This is a genomic window from Treponema sp. R8-4-B8, assembly GCF_054786175.1.
The window spans coordinates 37,572-52,869 of the sequence record NZ_BDHE01000012.1 but is presented as its reverse complement, the minus strand read 5'-3'; the positions used below and the strand labels follow the sequence as shown (position 1 = coordinate 52,869).

Here is a 15,298-nt window from a genome sequence, read left to right as displayed (position 1 = left end):
GGTTCTGTATCCATATCATTAATTTCATTTAATGTTTCTTCTATTTCTGCCTCGTCCGGGTCAGGTAAATAACCTCTTTTCTTGATAGGCACATATCCTTTTTCCCACCATTTTTTCATGTTTTCATAAGATAAAAGAATATTATCAAGTGTAATCTTAAACGCCGCTTTGGAACTTTCAAAACGCATAACCAGCAATCTTTTTACGAATTTTGCAAGGTTTGCCTGAAATAGCTGAATATTTGTCTCTTCAAAAAATTCACCGTATTTGTCCATAAAAGATTTATGGTCAATCAAATATGCAGAAGGGTTATAACGTGAACAATTAAATTCCTTGCTTAATTTTTCCAATGTATCAATGTATAAATCCCTTATGTCGCCTAAATCATATTCTATAAGTTCTGGTCCTACTACTTCTGGAAATTCTATACCTTGTAATTTCAAATCCTCCGCATATTCATTAATTTCCATTAAGTCAATTCGGCTACGTCGAACAATAATAGGTTCAATTAGTTGTCTTAATTCACGGCTTAGTTTCTCCAATTCTATTTTTAACGGTTCTGTAAGATCATGTTTGCCTTCTTTTTCCAGTTTATTGTATCTGGCAATTAACTCACGGAAGCGGAAGCCTAAATTTTCAACTGTATTAATTGTTGAATGGCTTGGCGTTTGAAATAATTTTACTAGCGCGAATAAATCTTGCGGACGGTTATTATACGGCGTGGCGGTAAGCAATATAATTTTATTTTTAGCGTTAGAACGTGTTAGTTGGTGTAGATATTGGTATGTATCGGTTAACTCGTTTCTATACCTATGTGCCTCATCAATGATATACAAGATCGGATTAGGGTCGGTTGCATAATTTTTATATAATTCCTCAATTTTACCGCTACTTTCAACTTTCACGCCTCGTAGACCAAAATCCTGCTGATACCCATTCCATTGTTCTATCAAATGCGGCGGGGAAATTATTACGGTTTTTTGAATATCTAAATTGTATGCTATAGCCGAAGCAATAATTGATTTGCCAAGTCCGACTACATCGGCAATAATCACGCCGTTATTTTTATTAATACAATCAACGCCTATTTTTATTGCGTCAATTTGATATTTAAGATTAATAAACTTTCCACCTGAAATTTCACTTGGATTTTTAATCTTACTGTTATCAATCGAATCATATAACTCAAATAAGATGCGGATAAAAATATTATATGGAGAAGGCTTTGCAAAAAACCATAATTTCTTTTTTAATTCTTCTACAAACTCATTATTTCCGTTTTTTATTCTTATATCAATCGCCCTGCTGTCATTCCATAATTCTTCAAAATGGTTTTTATGTTCACCGTATTTGTCATTATCAGTTGTGCTGCCGTTCATCTCACCCTGTCCAAGAAGCCCATTATAAGTAAAATTTGACGAACCCATAAAAACAACGCCTTTTTCATTTCCAAAGTTTAATTTTTCTTGGTTGGGTTTGTTTGTAAGAATATAAACTTTTGCATGATTAGGTTCGTTTGTAAGCCTGATTTCAAGAGAGCCGTCATTCAGTTTGTCCAGAAACATTTTAAATACTATCTGGCTTTCTGTTTCATCAAATTCCTCAGCCAAAGTTGACTTGTTAAATAATCCGATAAAACTGTCTATATACAATTTCTTTTTTTGTAAGTTGCTAAGTCGTGAATATCCACGAGTGGTAAAAGGCTCTAAACTTTCATTTGGATCTTCATTAACTACATTGCATAATTCGTTTATTGTTTCCGGATCAATGGACTTGCCTACCAAAATACGAATTTTTTTATCTTTTAATTCATTTGCCAGTGCGTTAAAACCTGAGAAATAAAAAAAAGCCGTTAATATATCAACACTCTCTGCCTGTTTTAACGAATTTGTTAGGGATTCAAGCATTGTTTTGTTTCTATTGTCGATTATTGACGCCATGCTTAATTATTTACCTCAAAATTCATATAAATTCCTTTATTTTATAACATTATTATAGCATATTCATTCATTGTGGACAAGATTTGAATGATTAATTTATAAAGGGGTATCTACAAAGAATATACTATTTAGAATCCACAAATTATAAGCTACGATCTGTTGGCTTATCATTCTCTTTCTTTTTCACGTTATTTTTTATTTCAGCCTTTTTTGGAAACTTGCCGCTTTAGATAGGGAATTACGTCTGTTTCACTTGGCGGATGATTTTAAACATTACCAGAAGATTGTGCTTACTCTGATAGGGACTGCCCGAATCATGGGGGAGATTGATAAGGTGGGGATGGTGTGAGGGTGTTTGCCGTTTCAATAAAGTTTCGTATATCAGCATAAAATTGACCAAAACTAAGCGGACACCGTTGTTTCAGGACTTCGATGTTTGTATTTTCGGCAATAAGAGAATATGTATCCCGGTTATCAGACAGTTTGAATTGGGTTAATACTTTGACAAAATAGTTATACGGATGATTTGAATTTTTATCGTCTTTTTGTCCCCATATTTCTTCCGGTTTAGACGGTAATTTGGGGGTTTCAGGTATTGCCGGATAAGCGCTTTCATCAGATAAAAGCCAGCTTTCTATCATTTCTTTTGGAACTATAGCAACACATTGGAATTTTTTTAACTCATCAAATTCAGATTTTATTTCACTGTAAATTTCACTATATTTCTTATCGGCGTCATTGTGGTACGCAATAAAATGAACATTGTTTTTTTCCGCAGTTAAGGCAAGTGCTTTTATCCTTTTCCTATGGACTGATATTGAAACATTCTTTTTTCGGTGAATTATTGTTCTTTTTAAATCAGATTTTTTTATCCAATGAACATCCATTTCTACATTACCAGCCGCTTTTTTCATCAACGAAGGGATAGCCGCATAATCTGTAACGCCTTCACAACAGAGGTATATTATCATCATTGTGCCTCAGAAGGAATCCCTAATTTAGTCAATATTGCATCTTTTCCGTAATTTTCCCATATTTCTCCCGGATTAAGATAATCAAGCGAGGCACGCATTTCCTCGGTATCAAAAAATTTCCTTGAATGAACTGAACCGTTCTTATCTTTCCATAAGAAAATAATTTCTTCCTGTTTAAAGTCATTTAGTACCACCGGGCTGTGGGTAGTAACAATTACCTGTCTTTCTTGCTTTTTATTTAGCTCGCGTAATAAAGAAATTATCTTCTCAGTCAGGTATGGATTTATTCCGTCTTCAATTTCATCCAAAAGAACCATACCGTTATTAACAATATCCTTACAGGCTACTAAAAAATCACCAGATTCAGTAATTAAACGAGCACCATCTTCTGTGATTAAATAGATTACATTTTCTTTCATTGAAATAACTGCAAATGCAATAATTCGTAAAAGTCCATCGCTGATATGCAACGAATCAATAGTCATTGTATCGTCAGTGGTTTCAAAAATTATCGATAATTCTACTTTTTTACCACGATCGATTGTTTGAATAGTAATACGAGAACCCATCAAATCAGAAACTATTTTATCTAATTGTTGTCTTTCAGATTTAACCATTTTATCAATGCAATAAGCCAAGGCTTCGCCGCCCTCGCCGATATTTCGTGTGTTTGTCGGTTTATTACCACTTCGTATTTTTTCAGGGGACAATAAACCAAAACTGGAAGAGTCTGACAATAAAAAAAACAATATTTCTATCTCATCGGTGCTATTTGATGTACCAGCAACGTATTTTAAAGCAGATGACTGTATATTTAACTGGCCAAGTGAAGTGGGAATATCGCTTTGACCATCAATATGGTAAGATAAAATAGGTTTATTATTAGATAAATTTATGATTTTTTCTTTAATTAACCATCCTTTATTAACATCAATCGAAAGAGACCACTCGATTGTTTCAATGCCACCTTTCATTAACAGGTTCCATGTGGAAATAAATTCAACAGGCTTTTTAATTCCGCCATTACATTGAGATTTTATTTCTTCAAAGTTCCATTCTTTTTCCCGTAAATACTCATGTATATCGCGTGAAGAAACAGAACAAAGGAAATCCAAGGCTTGTAGGATTGTACTTTTACCGCAACTGTTTTCTCCAATCAATACGGTTAGAGGAGTAAATTCAATAGTCATGTCTTGAATTGCCTTAAAATTCCGAATAGTTAATTTTTTCAGCATTTTATTTACCTCCCTCCGTTATTTCTTTACCGACTTTTGTTTTTTTATAGATAGAAAAGGCAGACGCTTCATATCCTTAACCTTATAACATAAGGAATTAACACACTAGCAAGAGCAGAACTTGCCTTCCAACCCTCAACATCCTGTTTTTTAGCAAGGGCAGGACTCGAACCTGCGACCTCCGGGTTATGAGCCCGACGAGCTGCCAACTGCTCTACCTTGCGTCGTTCTTTAAAGTTACTGATTTTTGTCGGTCTTGTCAATACTTATGCCTACTGATTCCCAGCCGCCGCGGATGGATAGTATCGTTGTTGTTGCGGCGGAGAACGCTATTAGAATCGCCATAATTGACGGTAAGCCTGGGATTTTTACCATTAAGTCATAAACACCGTGAATTGCAACGGCGGACAAAAAACGCAAGAGCGCCTGTGCGGGATTTTTTCGGAACATTACTACGGCGCTGCCGACTCTGGAACTGCAGGCTCCATGCAATGCGGCGGTGAAAATTCGTAATAATGCAATATTGACGCTCATGTCCGAAGCGGCGTATCTTGCGCTTTCAAGGATTGCGAATCCAAGACCGGCGACAAGACCGATGGCGGTTCCTTTTTTGATAACATCGAAGGTAAGCGGTTGACTTCCATCGGTTTTCGGTCTCACGCGGAAGATGAAAAAAAATAAAATAAACAGCATAAGAAGCCGGCTTAATTCTTCGGTAAAGGCAATTCGTATGAAAAAGTTATAAAACAACGCTCCCCTGCCATGATTGAGAGAGGAAAACGTCAGCATATCTTGCAAAACAAGAGCGGGAAAAAACGCCGCAGCGCCTGCGAGAAGCGCGAATAAAAATTGAACAAGAGAGATTTGATATTTTGCGATACGAAACCAAACGTATACGGCAACCACAGGGATCGAGGAAATTAAAATTAAAACCCATAAAACCCATGAACCGGACATATATAGCATTTTATCAAATTATCAAATATTCTTGTAGAGTAAATATGAAAGATATAATTCTGATGGGGCCGAAACATTCCGGTAAAACAACGGCGGGTAAAGCGCTTGCCTCGTTGTTTTTATGCGATTTTATCGACATTGATGAGCTTATTTTGCAAAGAACTGGAAAAAGTCCCCGTCAGCTTTTTAGCGAAAACCAGGCTATTTTTCAAAAAGCCGAGGCCGAAGCACTGGCAGCTCTTGCGGACACAGGCGGGGCTAAGCGGCGCGTTATTGCCACAGGCGGAGGGTTAATTGACAATAACGAAGCTTTACTTATATTGAAGAAATCAGGCGCGGTGACGGTTTACCTCAATATTTCCGCAAAAAACGCGTGGGATAGAATCGCCGCCGGTGGGGAATTGCCGCCCTTCCTCAGAACGGAAAATCCACAGGAGACGCACCGCGCTTTACATGAACGGCGGTCGGCGGCTTATCTGCAAATTGCCAATATTGTTATTGAAGCTGGGGGGAAATCGCCGCAGGTGATAGCTGACGAGATACATACTCGTTTATTTTGACATTTTTCTTGCTTGCGTAAATTCCTCAAACTAGTGTATAATTCTATAAAATAAAGATTTCCGACTGGTATAAATGAAAGCTCTTGAGATAAAAACCGTTTTTACTCTCACTCTATTCAACACTAAAATACCCATAACTGAAACAGTTATAATTTCATGGGTAGTAATGCTCATACTAATTGCCGTATCGCTCATTCTCACGCGTAAACTCAAACAGGTTCCCACAGGGCCGCAGGCTATTTTAGAAACCGCGGTCGAGTTCCTGAACAACTTCGCGAAAAACCAATTTGGCCCATTTGCGAAATATCTTGGCCCATACATGGGTTCGCTCTTTTTGTTCCTGCTCCTTGCTAACATTCTCTCTGTTTTGTCGCCGCTTGGACTGAAAGCCTTTGGCCACGAATTTGTTCCGATGTTTGAAATCCGCCCCCCCACAAGGGACATCAATGTAACGGCGGCGCTTGCGGTCATTTCAATTTTGCTTGTTCTTGTCTGCGGATTTGCGGCGCGAGGGGTAAAAGGCTGGGTTTTAAAACTTTTTAAACCTGTTCCATTTATGTTTCCCTTCAATATTATGGAATACGGAACGAGGCTTATTTCACTTGCCCTGCGGTTATTTGGAAATATGTTAGGCGGCTATGTGCTGATGAGCATGATCGAGGGGCTGTTCCCGCTTGCGCTTCCCGTCGCTTTATCGCTCTACTTTGATTTTTTTGATGGATTGATTCAAGCGGCAATATTTGTGTTTTTGACAAGCCTGTATATCGGCGAGGCGGTAAAAATTAATGAGGAAATATAGAATTATTTTACTGATCACTTAAGGCGATCAGATATTAAAGGGGGTCAATTATGGATTTGACAGTATTGATTGCGATTGGCGCGGGTATCGCGGTAGTCACAGGACTAGGAGCCGGTATTGGCATCGGCATTGCAACATCGGGGTTTTTACAGGCGATTTCGCGCCAACCGGAGGCAACCGGAAAAATGACGCCGATGTTCTTTGTCGGCGTGGCGTTAGCTGAATCGACGGCGATTTACGGGCTGGTTATTTCGATTCTTCTGATCACAAGATTGGGATGATTAATCATGCTTGATTTTTCCGTCACATTTATAATTACCATTATCAATATCACGATTTTGTTTTTTGTACTAAAGGCGATATTGTTTAAGCCGGTAACAAAGTTCATGGCGGAGCGGGCAAAGCGTGTTCAAGACTCGATTGATCAGGCGCAGAAGGACGAAGAAGCGGCGAAGAAACTGCTTGCCGAATACGAAAGCAAACTAAAAAACGTCGAAGCGGAAGCGCATGAAATTTTAAAAATAGCGCATCAAGACGCCGAGCGTCAGTCTCAGTCGATTATTGCCGAAGGTCAGCGTTCCGTAGAGGATATGACAGCCGCCGCGCTTAAACAGATTGAGATGGAACGTCAGGCGGCGCTTACGAAGTTCAAACTTGAAGCCGCAGCTTTGATAATAGCCGTCTCCGCAAAACTTGCCGCAAAAGATTTTTCAGGCGATGATAACATGCGTTATGTGAATATGCTGCTGGACGAACTTTCGGCGCAAAAAGGAAAGGGTTAAAGTGTTTCACGCACAACGTTGGGCAAGCGCGTTTTTGACCGTTTCTGGCGCGGACGCAAACGAGGCGTTTTTATGCCTTACGGCGCTTTCCGCGCAGATTAAAACCGTACACGGCGTTTTTTTTGGGCACAACGCCTCGGCAAAACTTGAAAAAGTACTGAGAGAAAGCGCCGCGTCTATTCCACAAGTAACTCCCGCTATTGAGTACGCGATTCGCTTTCTGTGTCTGTTAGTTGAAAAAAAACGTTTCGCGCAAGTTGGTTTGGTTTTGCAAAAGATTGAACAAGGTCTGAATGAGCAAAACGGGATACTTGACGTTACTGTCGAATCCGCAACTCCCGCTGACAGCGGCTTTGAAGAAGAAATGACGCGAATGATAAAAGAGAAAACTGGCGCGTCTGGCGTTAAAATGAAAACGCGCGTCAGACCTGAGCTGCTGGGCGGTTACCTTCTGCGGATTGGCAGTCATTATATTGACGCGAGTTTAAAGGGGCAATTGGAAGATATGGCAGTTCATTTAAAAGAGAGTACAGGAGGCCGCAATGGCTAACTATGATGATTTAACTAAAGTTTTAAAAGAGCGAATTGAAAATTGGAAGGGCGTGGCTTTGTCCGGCAGTTCGGGCTTTGTTGTTCAGGTGGGCGATTCTGTCGCCACTGTCTACGGCCTTAACGACGCAGTTTACGGAGAGATGGTTGAATTTGCCTCAGGCGCTCATGGAATTGTTTTCAATCTTGAGGAAGAAAACGCGGGATGCGTAATTTTAACGGGCGAAGACTTGGTTAAAGACGGCGAAGAAGTAAAACGAACCGGCAGAGTTGTGTCTATTCCTTCAGGTAACGCTTTCTTTGGCAGGGTGATAAATCCGCTTGGCGAACCACTTGACGGCAAGGGTCCTATAACAGCCGAAGAGTTTATGCCGATGGAGGCTCCCTCCGCGCCTGTAATCGACCGGGGAAGCGTGGACACTCCGCTTCAAACAGGATGCCTTTCCATAGACGCGATGATCCCCATCGGGCGCGGACAGCGTGAGCTGATAATCGGCGACCGCCAAACGGGAAAAACCGCAATCGCTATTGATACGATAATCAATCAAAAAGGGAAAGGTGTTATTTGCGTGTATTGCGCTATCGGGCAGAAATCGTCTTCGGTAGTGGCAATTGTTGATAACCTTGAGAAACACGGCGCAATGGACTACACCTTTGTAGTGCTTGCGTCGGCTTCCGATTCGGCGGCTCTTCAATATATCGCGCCTTATTCGGCGGTCGCAATGGCGGAACATTTTTTACATCAGGGAAAAGACGTGCTTGTAATTTACGATGATCTTTCCAAACACGCCGTCGCTTACCGCGCGATCAGCCTGCTTCTGCGCCGACCCCCAGGACGCGAAGCTTTCCCTGGCGATGTATTTTATCTACATTCGCGGCTTTTGGAACGCGCCGCAAAACTGGCGCAGACAAAGGGCGGCGGCTCAATCACCGCGATGCCCATTGTCGAGACGCAGGCGGGCGACATTTCGTCTTACATTCCCACCAACGTAATTTCTATAACGGACGGGCAGATTTTTCTTGATACGGAATTGTTTAATTCGGGTTTCCGTCCTGCGATTGACGTTGGTCTTTCTGTAAGCCGTGTCGGTGGTTCGGCGCAGACAAAGACTATGCGAAAAATTTCGGGCAGACTCAGGCTCGATCTTGCCCAGTACCGTGAGATGGCGGCATTCGCGCAGTTCGGCAGCGATTTGGACAAGGCAACTCAGGACAAACTGGCGCAGGGCGAAAGGCTTATGGAAGTGCTGAAACAGCCGCAGTATTCGCCGCATCCGTTAGAAATACAGATTGTCGTTCTTTTTCTTGCGGTGGAAGGTTTTCTTCTTGATATTAAAACTGAAAATGTTGCTTCGTTTGCAAAAGATTTTTTGTTATTCCTTAAAGACCAGAAGGCGGATTTAATGAAGAGCATCGCTGAAACGGGAGTTGTTTCAGATCAGCAGGAAGAAGAATTGCGCGTAACGGTAAAATCATTTAAAGCGGAGAGAAAATAAATGGCGAGCCTAAGGGACGTGCGCCTGCGGATGCGGGCTATCGAACAGACATTAAAAGTAACCAAGGCGATGAATCTTATCTCTACCGCGAAATTGCGTAAAGGGCGAAAAATGCTCGCGGATACTATGCCGTATTTCAACAGGATTCAAAAATCCATGTACGATATTCTTTCAAGTGAGAATCATATCGAGAGCAAATTCTTTAAAAAATCGGATGATTCAAAATCCAATCGTACTGCGATAATTGTAATAACCAGCAACAAGGGGCTTGCCGGCGGTTATAACGCGAATGTTTTTCGTCTTGTAAACGAACTTTGCGCGAAAGTGCAAAATCCTGTTCTGATACTTATCGGCGGCGCGATCGCTTATCGTTATTTTTCCCATACTCATTATACAATTCTGGAAAATTTTTCTTTCCATTCGCAGTTACCTACTTTGGAACACGCCGGAGAAGTTACCGAGTATGTGATTTCGCAGTACCTTTGGGGAATGTTCGACTCGATTCATATTGTGTATACCCACATGTACAGCATGGTAAAACTTCTGCCGACAGAGCGTCAAATTATTCCTCTTGTTAAAGAAAAAATTCAACATGATATTTTTGAAATCGGCGGCGAAAAAAGAGTGGACCTAAAATTTGAATTTCTGCCGTCTACGGGAGCGGTGTTTGACACGCTGGTTCCTCAGTATATTAAGGGCGTTATTTACGGGGCGATGGTAGAGTCTCACGCGAGTGAGCAAAGCGCCCGCATGAACGCGATGGACGAGGCTTCCAAAAGCGCCGAAGACATGCTCGGTTCACTGAAAATAAGTTACAACCGGGCGCGTCAGGCGGGCATTACGCAGGAAATGGCGGAGATTACCGGCGGTTCTACGGCATTGGCGGATCATTAATAAGGAGAGAAAGATGGCTAATAAGGGTTATATTACACAGATAATAGGTCCCGTTGTGGATGTGCGTTTTGAGCAGGGGCAAGTTCCGCTTATTTTGAACGCGCTAAAAGTGAAAACCGGCGGCGAGGGGTTTAACCGAGTCGTTACTCTTGAAGTCCTTCAGCATATCGGCGATAACCGCGTGCGTTGTGTCGCGATGTCCGCCGCTGAAGGATTGTCCAGAGCGCTTGAGGTTGAGGATACAGGCCGCCCCATCAGCGTGCCGGTCGGCAAAGAAGTTTTGGGACGGATGTTCAGCGTAACAGGCGAACCAATTGACGATAAGGGCGCGTTCAGCGCGGCGCAGTACGATTCTATTCACCGAAATGCCCCTGATTTTAACGAACTGCGTCCGGCTACCGCGCTGCTTGAGACAGGAATAAAAGTAATTGATTTAATCGCGCCTTACGCTAAAGGCGGCAAAATTGGCCTGTTCGGAGGCGCGGGTGTAGGGAAAACAGTCGTTATTATGGAACTAATCCGCAATATAGCGACAGAACATTCAGGCTACTCGGTGTTTGCCGGGGTTGGCGAACGCTCAAGGGAAGGAGCCGACCTTTGGAAAGAAATGACTGAGAGCGGCGTTATTGAAAAAACAGCGCTTGTTTTCGGTCAGATGAATGAGCCGCCTGGAGCGAGAATGAGGGTCGCGCTTGCCGGTCTTACAATGGCGGAACATTTCCGCGATCAGGACAAGCAGGACGTGCTTCTCTTTGTCGATAACATTTTCCGCTTCATTCAAGCGGGCGCTGAAGTTTCCGCTCTTCTTGGACGTATCCCAAGCGCGGTCGGTTATCAGCCAACACTCGCCAACGAGATGGGCAGTCTTCAAGAGAGGATTGCAAGCACATCAAAAGGATCGATCACCAGTATTCAAGCGGTTTATGTCCCCGCTGACGATCTTACCGATCCCGCGCCTGCGACAACCTTCGCCCACCTTGACGCGACCACCACGCTGTCGCGCAAAATCGTAGAGTTGGGAATTTATCCCTCTGTCGATCCGCTCGCTTCAAGCTCTCGCATTCTCGACGCGGCAGTTGTAGGCGATGAGCACTACAAAACCGCCCGACGCACCCAACAGATTTTACAGCGTTACAAAGAGTTACAGGACATAATCGCCATTTTGGGCATGGACGAACTTTCTGAGGAAGACAAACTCACCGTCTCCAGGGCCAGAAAGATTCAGCGTTTTTTCAGCCAGCCTTTCTTTGTCGGGGAAAAATTTACCGGTATTCCGGGGCGTTATGTGCCAGTCAAGGAAACCGTCCGTGGCTTCAAAATGATACTTGACGGCGAATGTGATTCAATCCCCGAACAGTCCTTTTACATGGCAGGCGGCATAGATGACGTTATGGGAAGGCCAAAATAATGCCCGCTCTTTTTAACTTCGAGGTTCATACTCCTCGGCGGCTCTTTTATTCCGGCAAAGTGGAGGCGATCGCCCTCGGTCTTGAAGACGGCGAAATCGGAATATACGCAAACCATTCCCCCTTTACCGCGCTCTCCGTTACTGGCATACTCCGCATTAAAGACGAAAACGGCAACTGGCGCGCCGCCTTTGTCAGCGGCGGCGTTTTGGAAGTGAAAGAACACAAAAACGTTCTGATGACAGATAACGCCGAATGGCCGGAAGAAATTGACAAAGAGCGCGCCCTTGAATCAAAACAGCAGGCAGAAGAAGCGCTAAAAAACGTAAAATTAAAATTTAATGTTGGCAAAGCAAAAGCAAAATTGCGCCGTGCGGAATGTAGGTTGAAAGTCTTAGAGGAACAAAAATAGTATTTACACCGACATCAACTTATGCATTTTTTCACCTAACGCAACGGCTTCTTCCGGGGTTTTTGTTGATGTTTGAATAAATACGCCCTTGCGCCCGAAAAAGTCAATCAGTTTTTTTGAATAGGCGGCTAAATCGTCTACGCTTGAAAGTCCGTCGTCAAGATGATCCCAGTAAAAGTGACGCAAACAGAGGGGAGTTTTTCCCGATACCGCGTCGCGGACTTTTTCCCAATTTTGCACTTGCGGGATAGTGAAATCAAGGCCGCGCAGTCCGGGGATTTCCATCATCGCTTCCGCGACATTGGATACGTCGCCGCAGGAGTGTACTACAATGCCGTTAAATTCTTTCGCTATCATTGAGTTGTACTTTACTCCAAATTCACGGTACAGGTTTGGGGAAAGAAGGGCGGCAGTATCGTCGCTCACGCGGATACCCATCTCTTTTGGCACATACCAAAACTCGTGGCTCACTCCGTAGAGATTTGTTATCCGTTTAAACATTTCTTTAATATAGCCGATAGTCGCTTCCGTGATTTTATCCATAAGCGCGTGAACTTCGTCAGGATAGACAAGCGTTGCTTCTATAAAAGAAGTATATTCCCAAATGAGGGACGCTGTAACAAGCGGAGAGGGAACATTGACAACCCGCAACGGAATTTTCGACTTGCTTTGCAACGCCTCAACGTGTTTCCATGCCTGTTCAAAATAGGGATTGTTTACAGGGTCGGGGACTTTCAACTTGAAAACGTCATCGACATTTTCCTCGCGTATAATGCAGTCAACCCAGGGGTCGGCTTCATCGTTGACTTTGCAATTACAGCCAAACGCTCCCGCCACGATGTTGATCCCTTGATTGGGCTTAATGTTGGGGAAGCCGTAATCGTAAACGCCTTCCCTCTTTTTGGCGTGATCTTCCGCCCATTCAATTTCCGCGTCCGGGTTATTGTAATATTTTTTGGTTCCCATGTGCATAGGACCAACTTCGATGATATATGGCGTCTCGTTCAAGCTCTCCATGCGCCAGTTCGCTTCTATCAATTTTTTCTTTGTTTCGATATTTAGTATTTCTGACATTATTTTCTCCTATTAAGAGTATAGCATATATCTCTCACAAAGAACACTAAGGAAGAGAAGATCACGAAGAGGGAATAGAGGTTATTGTCCGAAGACTATACATGAGCTTCACGATAAGATAACGGACAAAAATTCCTGATTTCTTTGTGTTCTTTGTACCTTAGTGATCTTTGTGTGAAATCTCTCGTTCACTTAAAACTATAAGAATTATCGAATATACCAATAAAACAATACCGACGACGGTAAGTGCCGGAAAAGCAACTCTGCGGCAAGCCATCTCACTTGATTTGCATCCGCCGATAAGTGCGTGCGGCAAGCCAATAACCAATATACTTGCAAATAATATTCCTATTGTCAGTCCAATCTGCGTTTTTGAATCGGTAAAAACGATAAGACAGATGCCCAATGCGGCGATTAACATTCCCATGCCTAATTCAGCCTGCGCTGTCCAGTGGCACAATGGAAATGCGCCACCATGCGGTGTACAAACTTTGAATATGAACTGAGGGCCAATGGCAATTAGTAAGCCAAGTACAACTACAACTCCGCAGGTGAAAATGCTTTTTTTCATTTTTCCCTTATTAGGTTACATACCGCAAACTCTGTTCTGCGTTTATTACACCAAAAGTGTTGGGTATGTAACCTACATCTTTTATCCACAATCACAATTCCGCGTTGATTGCCAGCCTTTAGCCGGACAATAATCCTCTAAACTACTATCTTTTTTACAATCTCCGCCTTTATAACACTCACATGGAGAGCTACATGCTACAACAACCAATCCGCTCGCCATCAGTAAGCTCACCAGGGCTAAAACCAAAATTTTGTTTTTCTTCATACAGAAGCTCCTTCGCCTGCTCTGGAGGCGCACGGTCTTTCCCGCCGTCAAATTTATTTGTTTACCCTTTACAGGGATTAAACACTATATTTGTTATTTGCAAGTACAAGTATTTTCATCCTCGCAACATGAACCGTCCTCGGCACATTCGCTGTCCATTGAATTTGTTGGTTTTGCAGACACATTAAGAACAATCGCCGTAGTTAATAACAGGGCGGCTATCCCGGCAATAAGCCATTTGTATTTTTTCATTACGTTATTTCCTTTGCGGTTCTTTCATACCGTTTTCAACATTCTAAGAATGTCCTTATCCATTTTTAACAGGCTCAAATTTGCCTATCTTTTTGGATATTTGTTCTAAATATGCTCTACCATTCAAAATAATAGCGCAATATTGCTCTATATGTCAAGTCAAATAAGCCAAATTTGACCTTTTTTTGGAATAAAATAGCGATATGGATTTCTGGATAAGGCTAAAAAACGAGATAAGAGCTAAAAATACGACACAAGAATGGGTTGCCGGTAAAATTAGTGTCCCTTTTGGCACATTCAGAAAGTGGATGACTCGGAAAACTTATCCAAACATCAAAGAAGGAGTTGAAATAGCGAAACTGCTTGAAACATCGGCGGAATACCTTGTGACGGGAATTGAGCCGGAAGGCTTAAACGATATTGAAAGAAAACTGGTGACTATGTACCGGAAACTCAGTTCTGCGGATCAGGAAAATGTCTTGATTGCGGTAAATGCTTGGGCAGGGAAAAACTTGACATTGAAATAAAAAAGTAGTATTTTAGTAGTATGATAACAAAGGTAAAAAAATCTGTTTCGCTGTCTAATTCTCTGTTGAAGGAACTTGCCCTGTTCAACAAGGACATGAATATTTCTCAATTTATTGAAACTGCTCTTGCCTATTACATCAATGAGCTAAAAAAACATGAACGCAGACAACGGGATATTGAAATAATAAATGCTAACGCAAAACGATTTAACAAAGAAGCTGAAGAAAACTTGAAATTTCAGGCAATATTATGAAACGGGGAGAACTTTATCGAGTTTCTCTTGGTTCAAAAACAGACACCAAAAAACAAAGGGTGTATGTAATTGTTTCAAGGCAAGAACTTATCGACAGTACCTATTCTACTCTTATTTGCGCGCCAGTATACACCAATTATGAGGGGCTTAGCACTCAGGTTCAGGTCGGCGTTGAAGAAGGACTAAAACACTCTAGCGCAATACGCTGCGATGAGCTTATCAGTATCTTAAAAACACGATTAACCGATTATGTGGGAAATCTTTCTGAAGAAAAACTTATCGAATTGTGGCAAGCGTTATCCATAGCAATAGGAATTGATTAAAAACTTGACAATAAAAGCTTGATTAT

At 42.1% G+C, this 15,298-nt stretch carries 20 protein-coding genes and 1 tRNA gene; 12 read left to right on the top strand and 9 right to left on the bottom strand.

Features of this window, described 5'->3' with window-relative positions:
- The 5 genes from ACYVRA_RS03855 to ACYVRA_RS03835 form a co-directional block, all read right to left on the bottom strand.
- The coding region (locus ACYVRA_RS03855; RefSeq protein ID WP_461251431.1) for an SNF2-related protein at nt 1–1,940 on the bottom strand (1,940 nt) is incomplete at its 3' end.
- 314 nt (nt 1,941–2,254) lie between these two features.
- Nucleotides 2,255–2,914: a hypothetical protein gene (locus ACYVRA_RS03850; protein WP_461251430.1), complete on the bottom strand. Its 660-nt coding sequence runs from the start codon at nt 2,912–2,914 to the stop codon at nt 2,255–2,257.
- A complete protein-coding gene (locus tag ACYVRA_RS03845; RefSeq protein ID WP_461251429.1) occupies nt 2,911–4,149 on the bottom strand; it encodes an AAA family ATPase in 1,239 nt (412 codons plus the stop codon). The genes ACYVRA_RS03850 and ACYVRA_RS03845 overlap by 4 nt, the downstream gene beginning before the upstream one ends.
- A 151-nt stretch (nt 4,150–4,300) precedes the next feature.
- A tRNA-Met gene (locus ACYVRA_RS03840) sits at nt 4,301–4,373 on the bottom strand.
- 13 nt (nt 4,374–4,386) lie between these two features.
- Nucleotides 4,387–5,106 (bottom strand): PrsW family glutamic-type intramembrane protease, encoded by a 720-nt coding sequence (locus ACYVRA_RS03835; protein ID WP_461251428.1) that lies wholly within the window; start codon nt 5,104–5,106, stop codon nt 4,387–4,389.
- 44 nt (nt 5,107–5,150) lie between these two features.
- Here ACYVRA_RS03835 and ACYVRA_RS03830 point away from each other — a divergent pair, with 44 nt between their 5' ends.
- The 9 genes from ACYVRA_RS03830 (at nt 5,151) to atpC (ending at nt 12,004) form a co-directional block, all read left to right on the top strand.
- Nucleotides 5,151–5,666, top strand: a complete 516-nt coding sequence (locus ACYVRA_RS03830; protein WP_461251427.1) for a shikimate kinase — start codon at nt 5,151–5,153, stop codon at nt 5,664–5,666.
- A 73-nt stretch (nt 5,667–5,739) separates the two neighbouring features.
- Nucleotides 5,740–6,465: a F0F1 ATP synthase subunit A gene (locus ACYVRA_RS03825; RefSeq protein WP_461251426.1), complete on the top strand. Its 726-nt coding sequence runs from the start codon at nt 5,740–5,742 to the stop codon at nt 6,463–6,465.
- Between the two features lie 50 nt (nt 6,466–6,515).
- Nucleotides 6,516–6,746, top strand: a complete 231-nt coding sequence (gene atpE / locus ACYVRA_RS03820) for an ATP synthase F0 subunit C (RefSeq protein ID WP_461251425.1) — start codon at nt 6,516–6,518, stop codon at nt 6,744–6,746.
- A 6-nt stretch (nt 6,747–6,752) separates the two neighbouring features.
- Entirely contained in the window at nt 6,753–7,247 is a 495-nt protein-coding gene (locus ACYVRA_RS03815) for an ATP synthase F0 subunit B (protein WP_461251424.1), read from the top strand.
- A 1-nt stretch (nt 7,248) separates the two neighbouring features.
- Complete coding sequence (atpH, locus tag ACYVRA_RS03810) at nt 7,249–7,797, top strand: ATP synthase F1 subunit delta (protein WP_461251423.1); 549 nt, start codon at nt 7,249–7,251, stop codon at nt 7,795–7,797.
- Entirely contained in the window at nt 7,790–9,292 is a 1,503-nt protein-coding gene (atpA, locus tag ACYVRA_RS03805; RefSeq protein ID WP_461251422.1) for a F0F1 ATP synthase subunit alpha, read from the top strand. The genes atpH and atpA overlap by 8 nt, the downstream gene beginning before the upstream one ends.
- Complete coding sequence (atpG, locus tag ACYVRA_RS03800) at nt 9,293–10,186, top strand: ATP synthase F1 subunit gamma (RefSeq protein WP_461251421.1); 894 nt, start codon at nt 9,293–9,295, stop codon at nt 10,184–10,186. It begins immediately after the preceding gene.
- A 13-nt stretch (nt 10,187–10,199) separates the two neighbouring features.
- On the top strand, nt 10,200–11,594 hold the full coding sequence (gene atpD / locus ACYVRA_RS03795; RefSeq protein WP_461251420.1) for a F0F1 ATP synthase subunit beta: 1,395 nt from the start codon (nt 10,200–10,202) through the stop codon (nt 11,592–11,594).
- Nucleotides 11,594–12,004 carry an ATP synthase F1 subunit epsilon gene (gene atpC, locus ACYVRA_RS03790; RefSeq protein WP_461251419.1) on the top strand — a complete coding sequence of 137 codons (411 nt, stop codon included), beginning with the start codon at nt 11,594–11,596 and terminating at the stop codon, nt 12,002–12,004. Before atpD ends, atpC begins: the two co-directional genes overlap by 1 nt.
- Before the next feature lie 3 nt (nt 12,005–12,007).
- Here the strand turns inward: atpC and ACYVRA_RS03785 are convergent, their stop codons facing one another.
- From ACYVRA_RS03785 to ACYVRA_RS03770, 4 genes are all read right to left on the bottom strand, one after another.
- The gene (locus tag ACYVRA_RS03785; RefSeq protein WP_461251418.1) at nt 12,008–13,078 is read right to left on the bottom strand and encodes a uroporphyrinogen decarboxylase family protein; all 1,071 of its coding nucleotides are present in this window, start codon (nt 13,076–13,078) and stop codon (nt 12,008–12,010) included.
- Nucleotides 13,079–13,238: 160 nt separating this feature from the next.
- Nucleotides 13,239–13,649: a DUF4418 family protein gene (locus ACYVRA_RS03780; RefSeq protein ID WP_461251417.1), complete on the bottom strand. Its 411-nt coding sequence runs from the start codon at nt 13,647–13,649 to the stop codon at nt 13,239–13,241.
- 81 nt (nt 13,650–13,730) lie between these two features.
- Nucleotides 13,731–13,916 carry a hypothetical protein gene (locus ACYVRA_RS03775; RefSeq protein ID WP_461251416.1) on the bottom strand — a complete coding sequence of 62 codons (186 nt, stop codon included), beginning with the start codon at nt 13,914–13,916 and terminating at the stop codon, nt 13,731–13,733.
- Between the two features lie 93 nt (nt 13,917–14,009).
- On the bottom strand, nt 14,010–14,168 hold the full coding sequence (locus ACYVRA_RS03770) for a hypothetical protein (RefSeq protein WP_461251415.1): 159 nt from the start codon (nt 14,166–14,168) through the stop codon (nt 14,010–14,012).
- 203 nt (nt 14,169–14,371) lie between these two features.
- Between ACYVRA_RS03770 and ACYVRA_RS03765 the strand changes: the two genes are divergently transcribed.
- The 3 genes from ACYVRA_RS03765 to ACYVRA_RS03755 are packed head-to-tail and all read left to right on the top strand — an operon-like array spanning nt 14,372 to nt 15,272.
- Nucleotides 14,372–14,695, top strand: coding sequence for a helix-turn-helix domain-containing protein (locus ACYVRA_RS03765; protein WP_461251414.1), 324 nt, complete (start codon nt 14,372–14,374; stop codon nt 14,693–14,695).
- 20 nt (nt 14,696–14,715) lie between these two features.
- Complete coding sequence (locus tag ACYVRA_RS03760; protein WP_461251413.1) at nt 14,716–14,949, top strand: hypothetical protein; 234 nt, start codon at nt 14,716–14,718, stop codon at nt 14,947–14,949.
- Nucleotides 14,946–15,272 (top strand): type II toxin-antitoxin system PemK/MazF family toxin, encoded by a 327-nt coding sequence (locus tag ACYVRA_RS03755; protein ID WP_461251412.1) that lies wholly within the window; start codon nt 14,946–14,948, stop codon nt 15,270–15,272. Before ACYVRA_RS03760 ends, ACYVRA_RS03755 begins: the two co-directional genes overlap by 4 nt.
- Nucleotides 15,273–15,298: the final 26 nt, after the last annotated feature.

What these genes read in the sequence shown, in the direction of transcription:
- ACYVRA_RS03850 (WP_461251430.1), bottom strand. Translation starts at nt 2,914, where the DNA reads ATGATGATAATATACCTCTGTTGTGAAGGCGTTACAGATTATGCGGCT.
- ACYVRA_RS03845 (WP_461251429.1), bottom strand. Translation starts at nt 4,149, where the DNA reads ATGCTGAAAAAATTAACTATTCGGAATTTTAAGGCAATTCAAGACATG.
- ACYVRA_RS03835 (WP_461251428.1), bottom strand. Translation starts at nt 5,106, where the DNA reads ATGTCCGGTTCATGGGTTTTATGGGTTTTAATTTTAATTTCCTCGATC.
- ACYVRA_RS03830 (WP_461251427.1), top strand. Translation starts at nt 5,151, where the DNA reads ATGAAAGATATAATTCTGATGGGGCCGAAACATTCCGGTAAAACAACG.
- ACYVRA_RS03825 (WP_461251426.1), top strand. Translation starts at nt 5,740, where the DNA reads ATGAAAGCTCTTGAGATAAAAACCGTTTTTACTCTCACTCTATTCAAC.
- atpE (WP_461251425.1), top strand. Translation starts at nt 6,516, where the DNA reads ATGGATTTGACAGTATTGATTGCGATTGGCGCGGGTATCGCGGTAGTC.
- ACYVRA_RS03815 (WP_461251424.1), top strand. Translation starts at nt 6,753, where the DNA reads ATGCTTGATTTTTCCGTCACATTTATAATTACCATTATCAATATCACG.
- atpA (WP_461251422.1), top strand. Translation starts at nt 7,790, where the DNA reads ATGGCTAACTATGATGATTTAACTAAAGTTTTAAAAGAGCGAATTGAA.
- atpG (WP_461251421.1), top strand. Translation starts at nt 9,293, where the DNA reads ATGGCGAGCCTAAGGGACGTGCGCCTGCGGATGCGGGCTATCGAACAG.
- atpD (WP_461251420.1), top strand. Translation starts at nt 10,200, where the DNA reads ATGGCTAATAAGGGTTATATTACACAGATAATAGGTCCCGTTGTGGAT.
- atpC (WP_461251419.1), top strand. Translation starts at nt 11,594, where the DNA reads ATGCCCGCTCTTTTTAACTTCGAGGTTCATACTCCTCGGCGGCTCTTT.
- ACYVRA_RS03785 (WP_461251418.1), bottom strand. Translation starts at nt 13,078, where the DNA reads ATGTCAGAAATACTAAATATCGAAACAAAGAAAAAATTGATAGAAGCG.
- ACYVRA_RS03780 (WP_461251417.1), bottom strand. Translation starts at nt 13,649, where the DNA reads ATGAAAAAAAGCATTTTCACCTGCGGAGTTGTAGTTGTACTTGGCTTA.
- ACYVRA_RS03775 (WP_461251416.1), bottom strand. Translation starts at nt 13,916, where the DNA reads ATGAAGAAAAACAAAATTTTGGTTTTAGCCCTGGTGAGCTTACTGATG.
- ACYVRA_RS03770 (WP_461251415.1), bottom strand. Translation starts at nt 14,168, where the DNA reads ATGAAAAAATACAAATGGCTTATTGCCGGGATAGCCGCCCTGTTATTA.
- ACYVRA_RS03765 (WP_461251414.1), top strand. Translation starts at nt 14,372, where the DNA reads ATGGATTTCTGGATAAGGCTAAAAAACGAGATAAGAGCTAAAAATACG.
- ACYVRA_RS03760 (WP_461251413.1), top strand. Translation starts at nt 14,716, where the DNA reads ATGATAACAAAGGTAAAAAAATCTGTTTCGCTGTCTAATTCTCTGTTG.
- ACYVRA_RS03755 (WP_461251412.1), top strand. Translation starts at nt 14,946, where the DNA reads ATGAAACGGGGAGAACTTTATCGAGTTTCTCTTGGTTCAAAAACAGAC.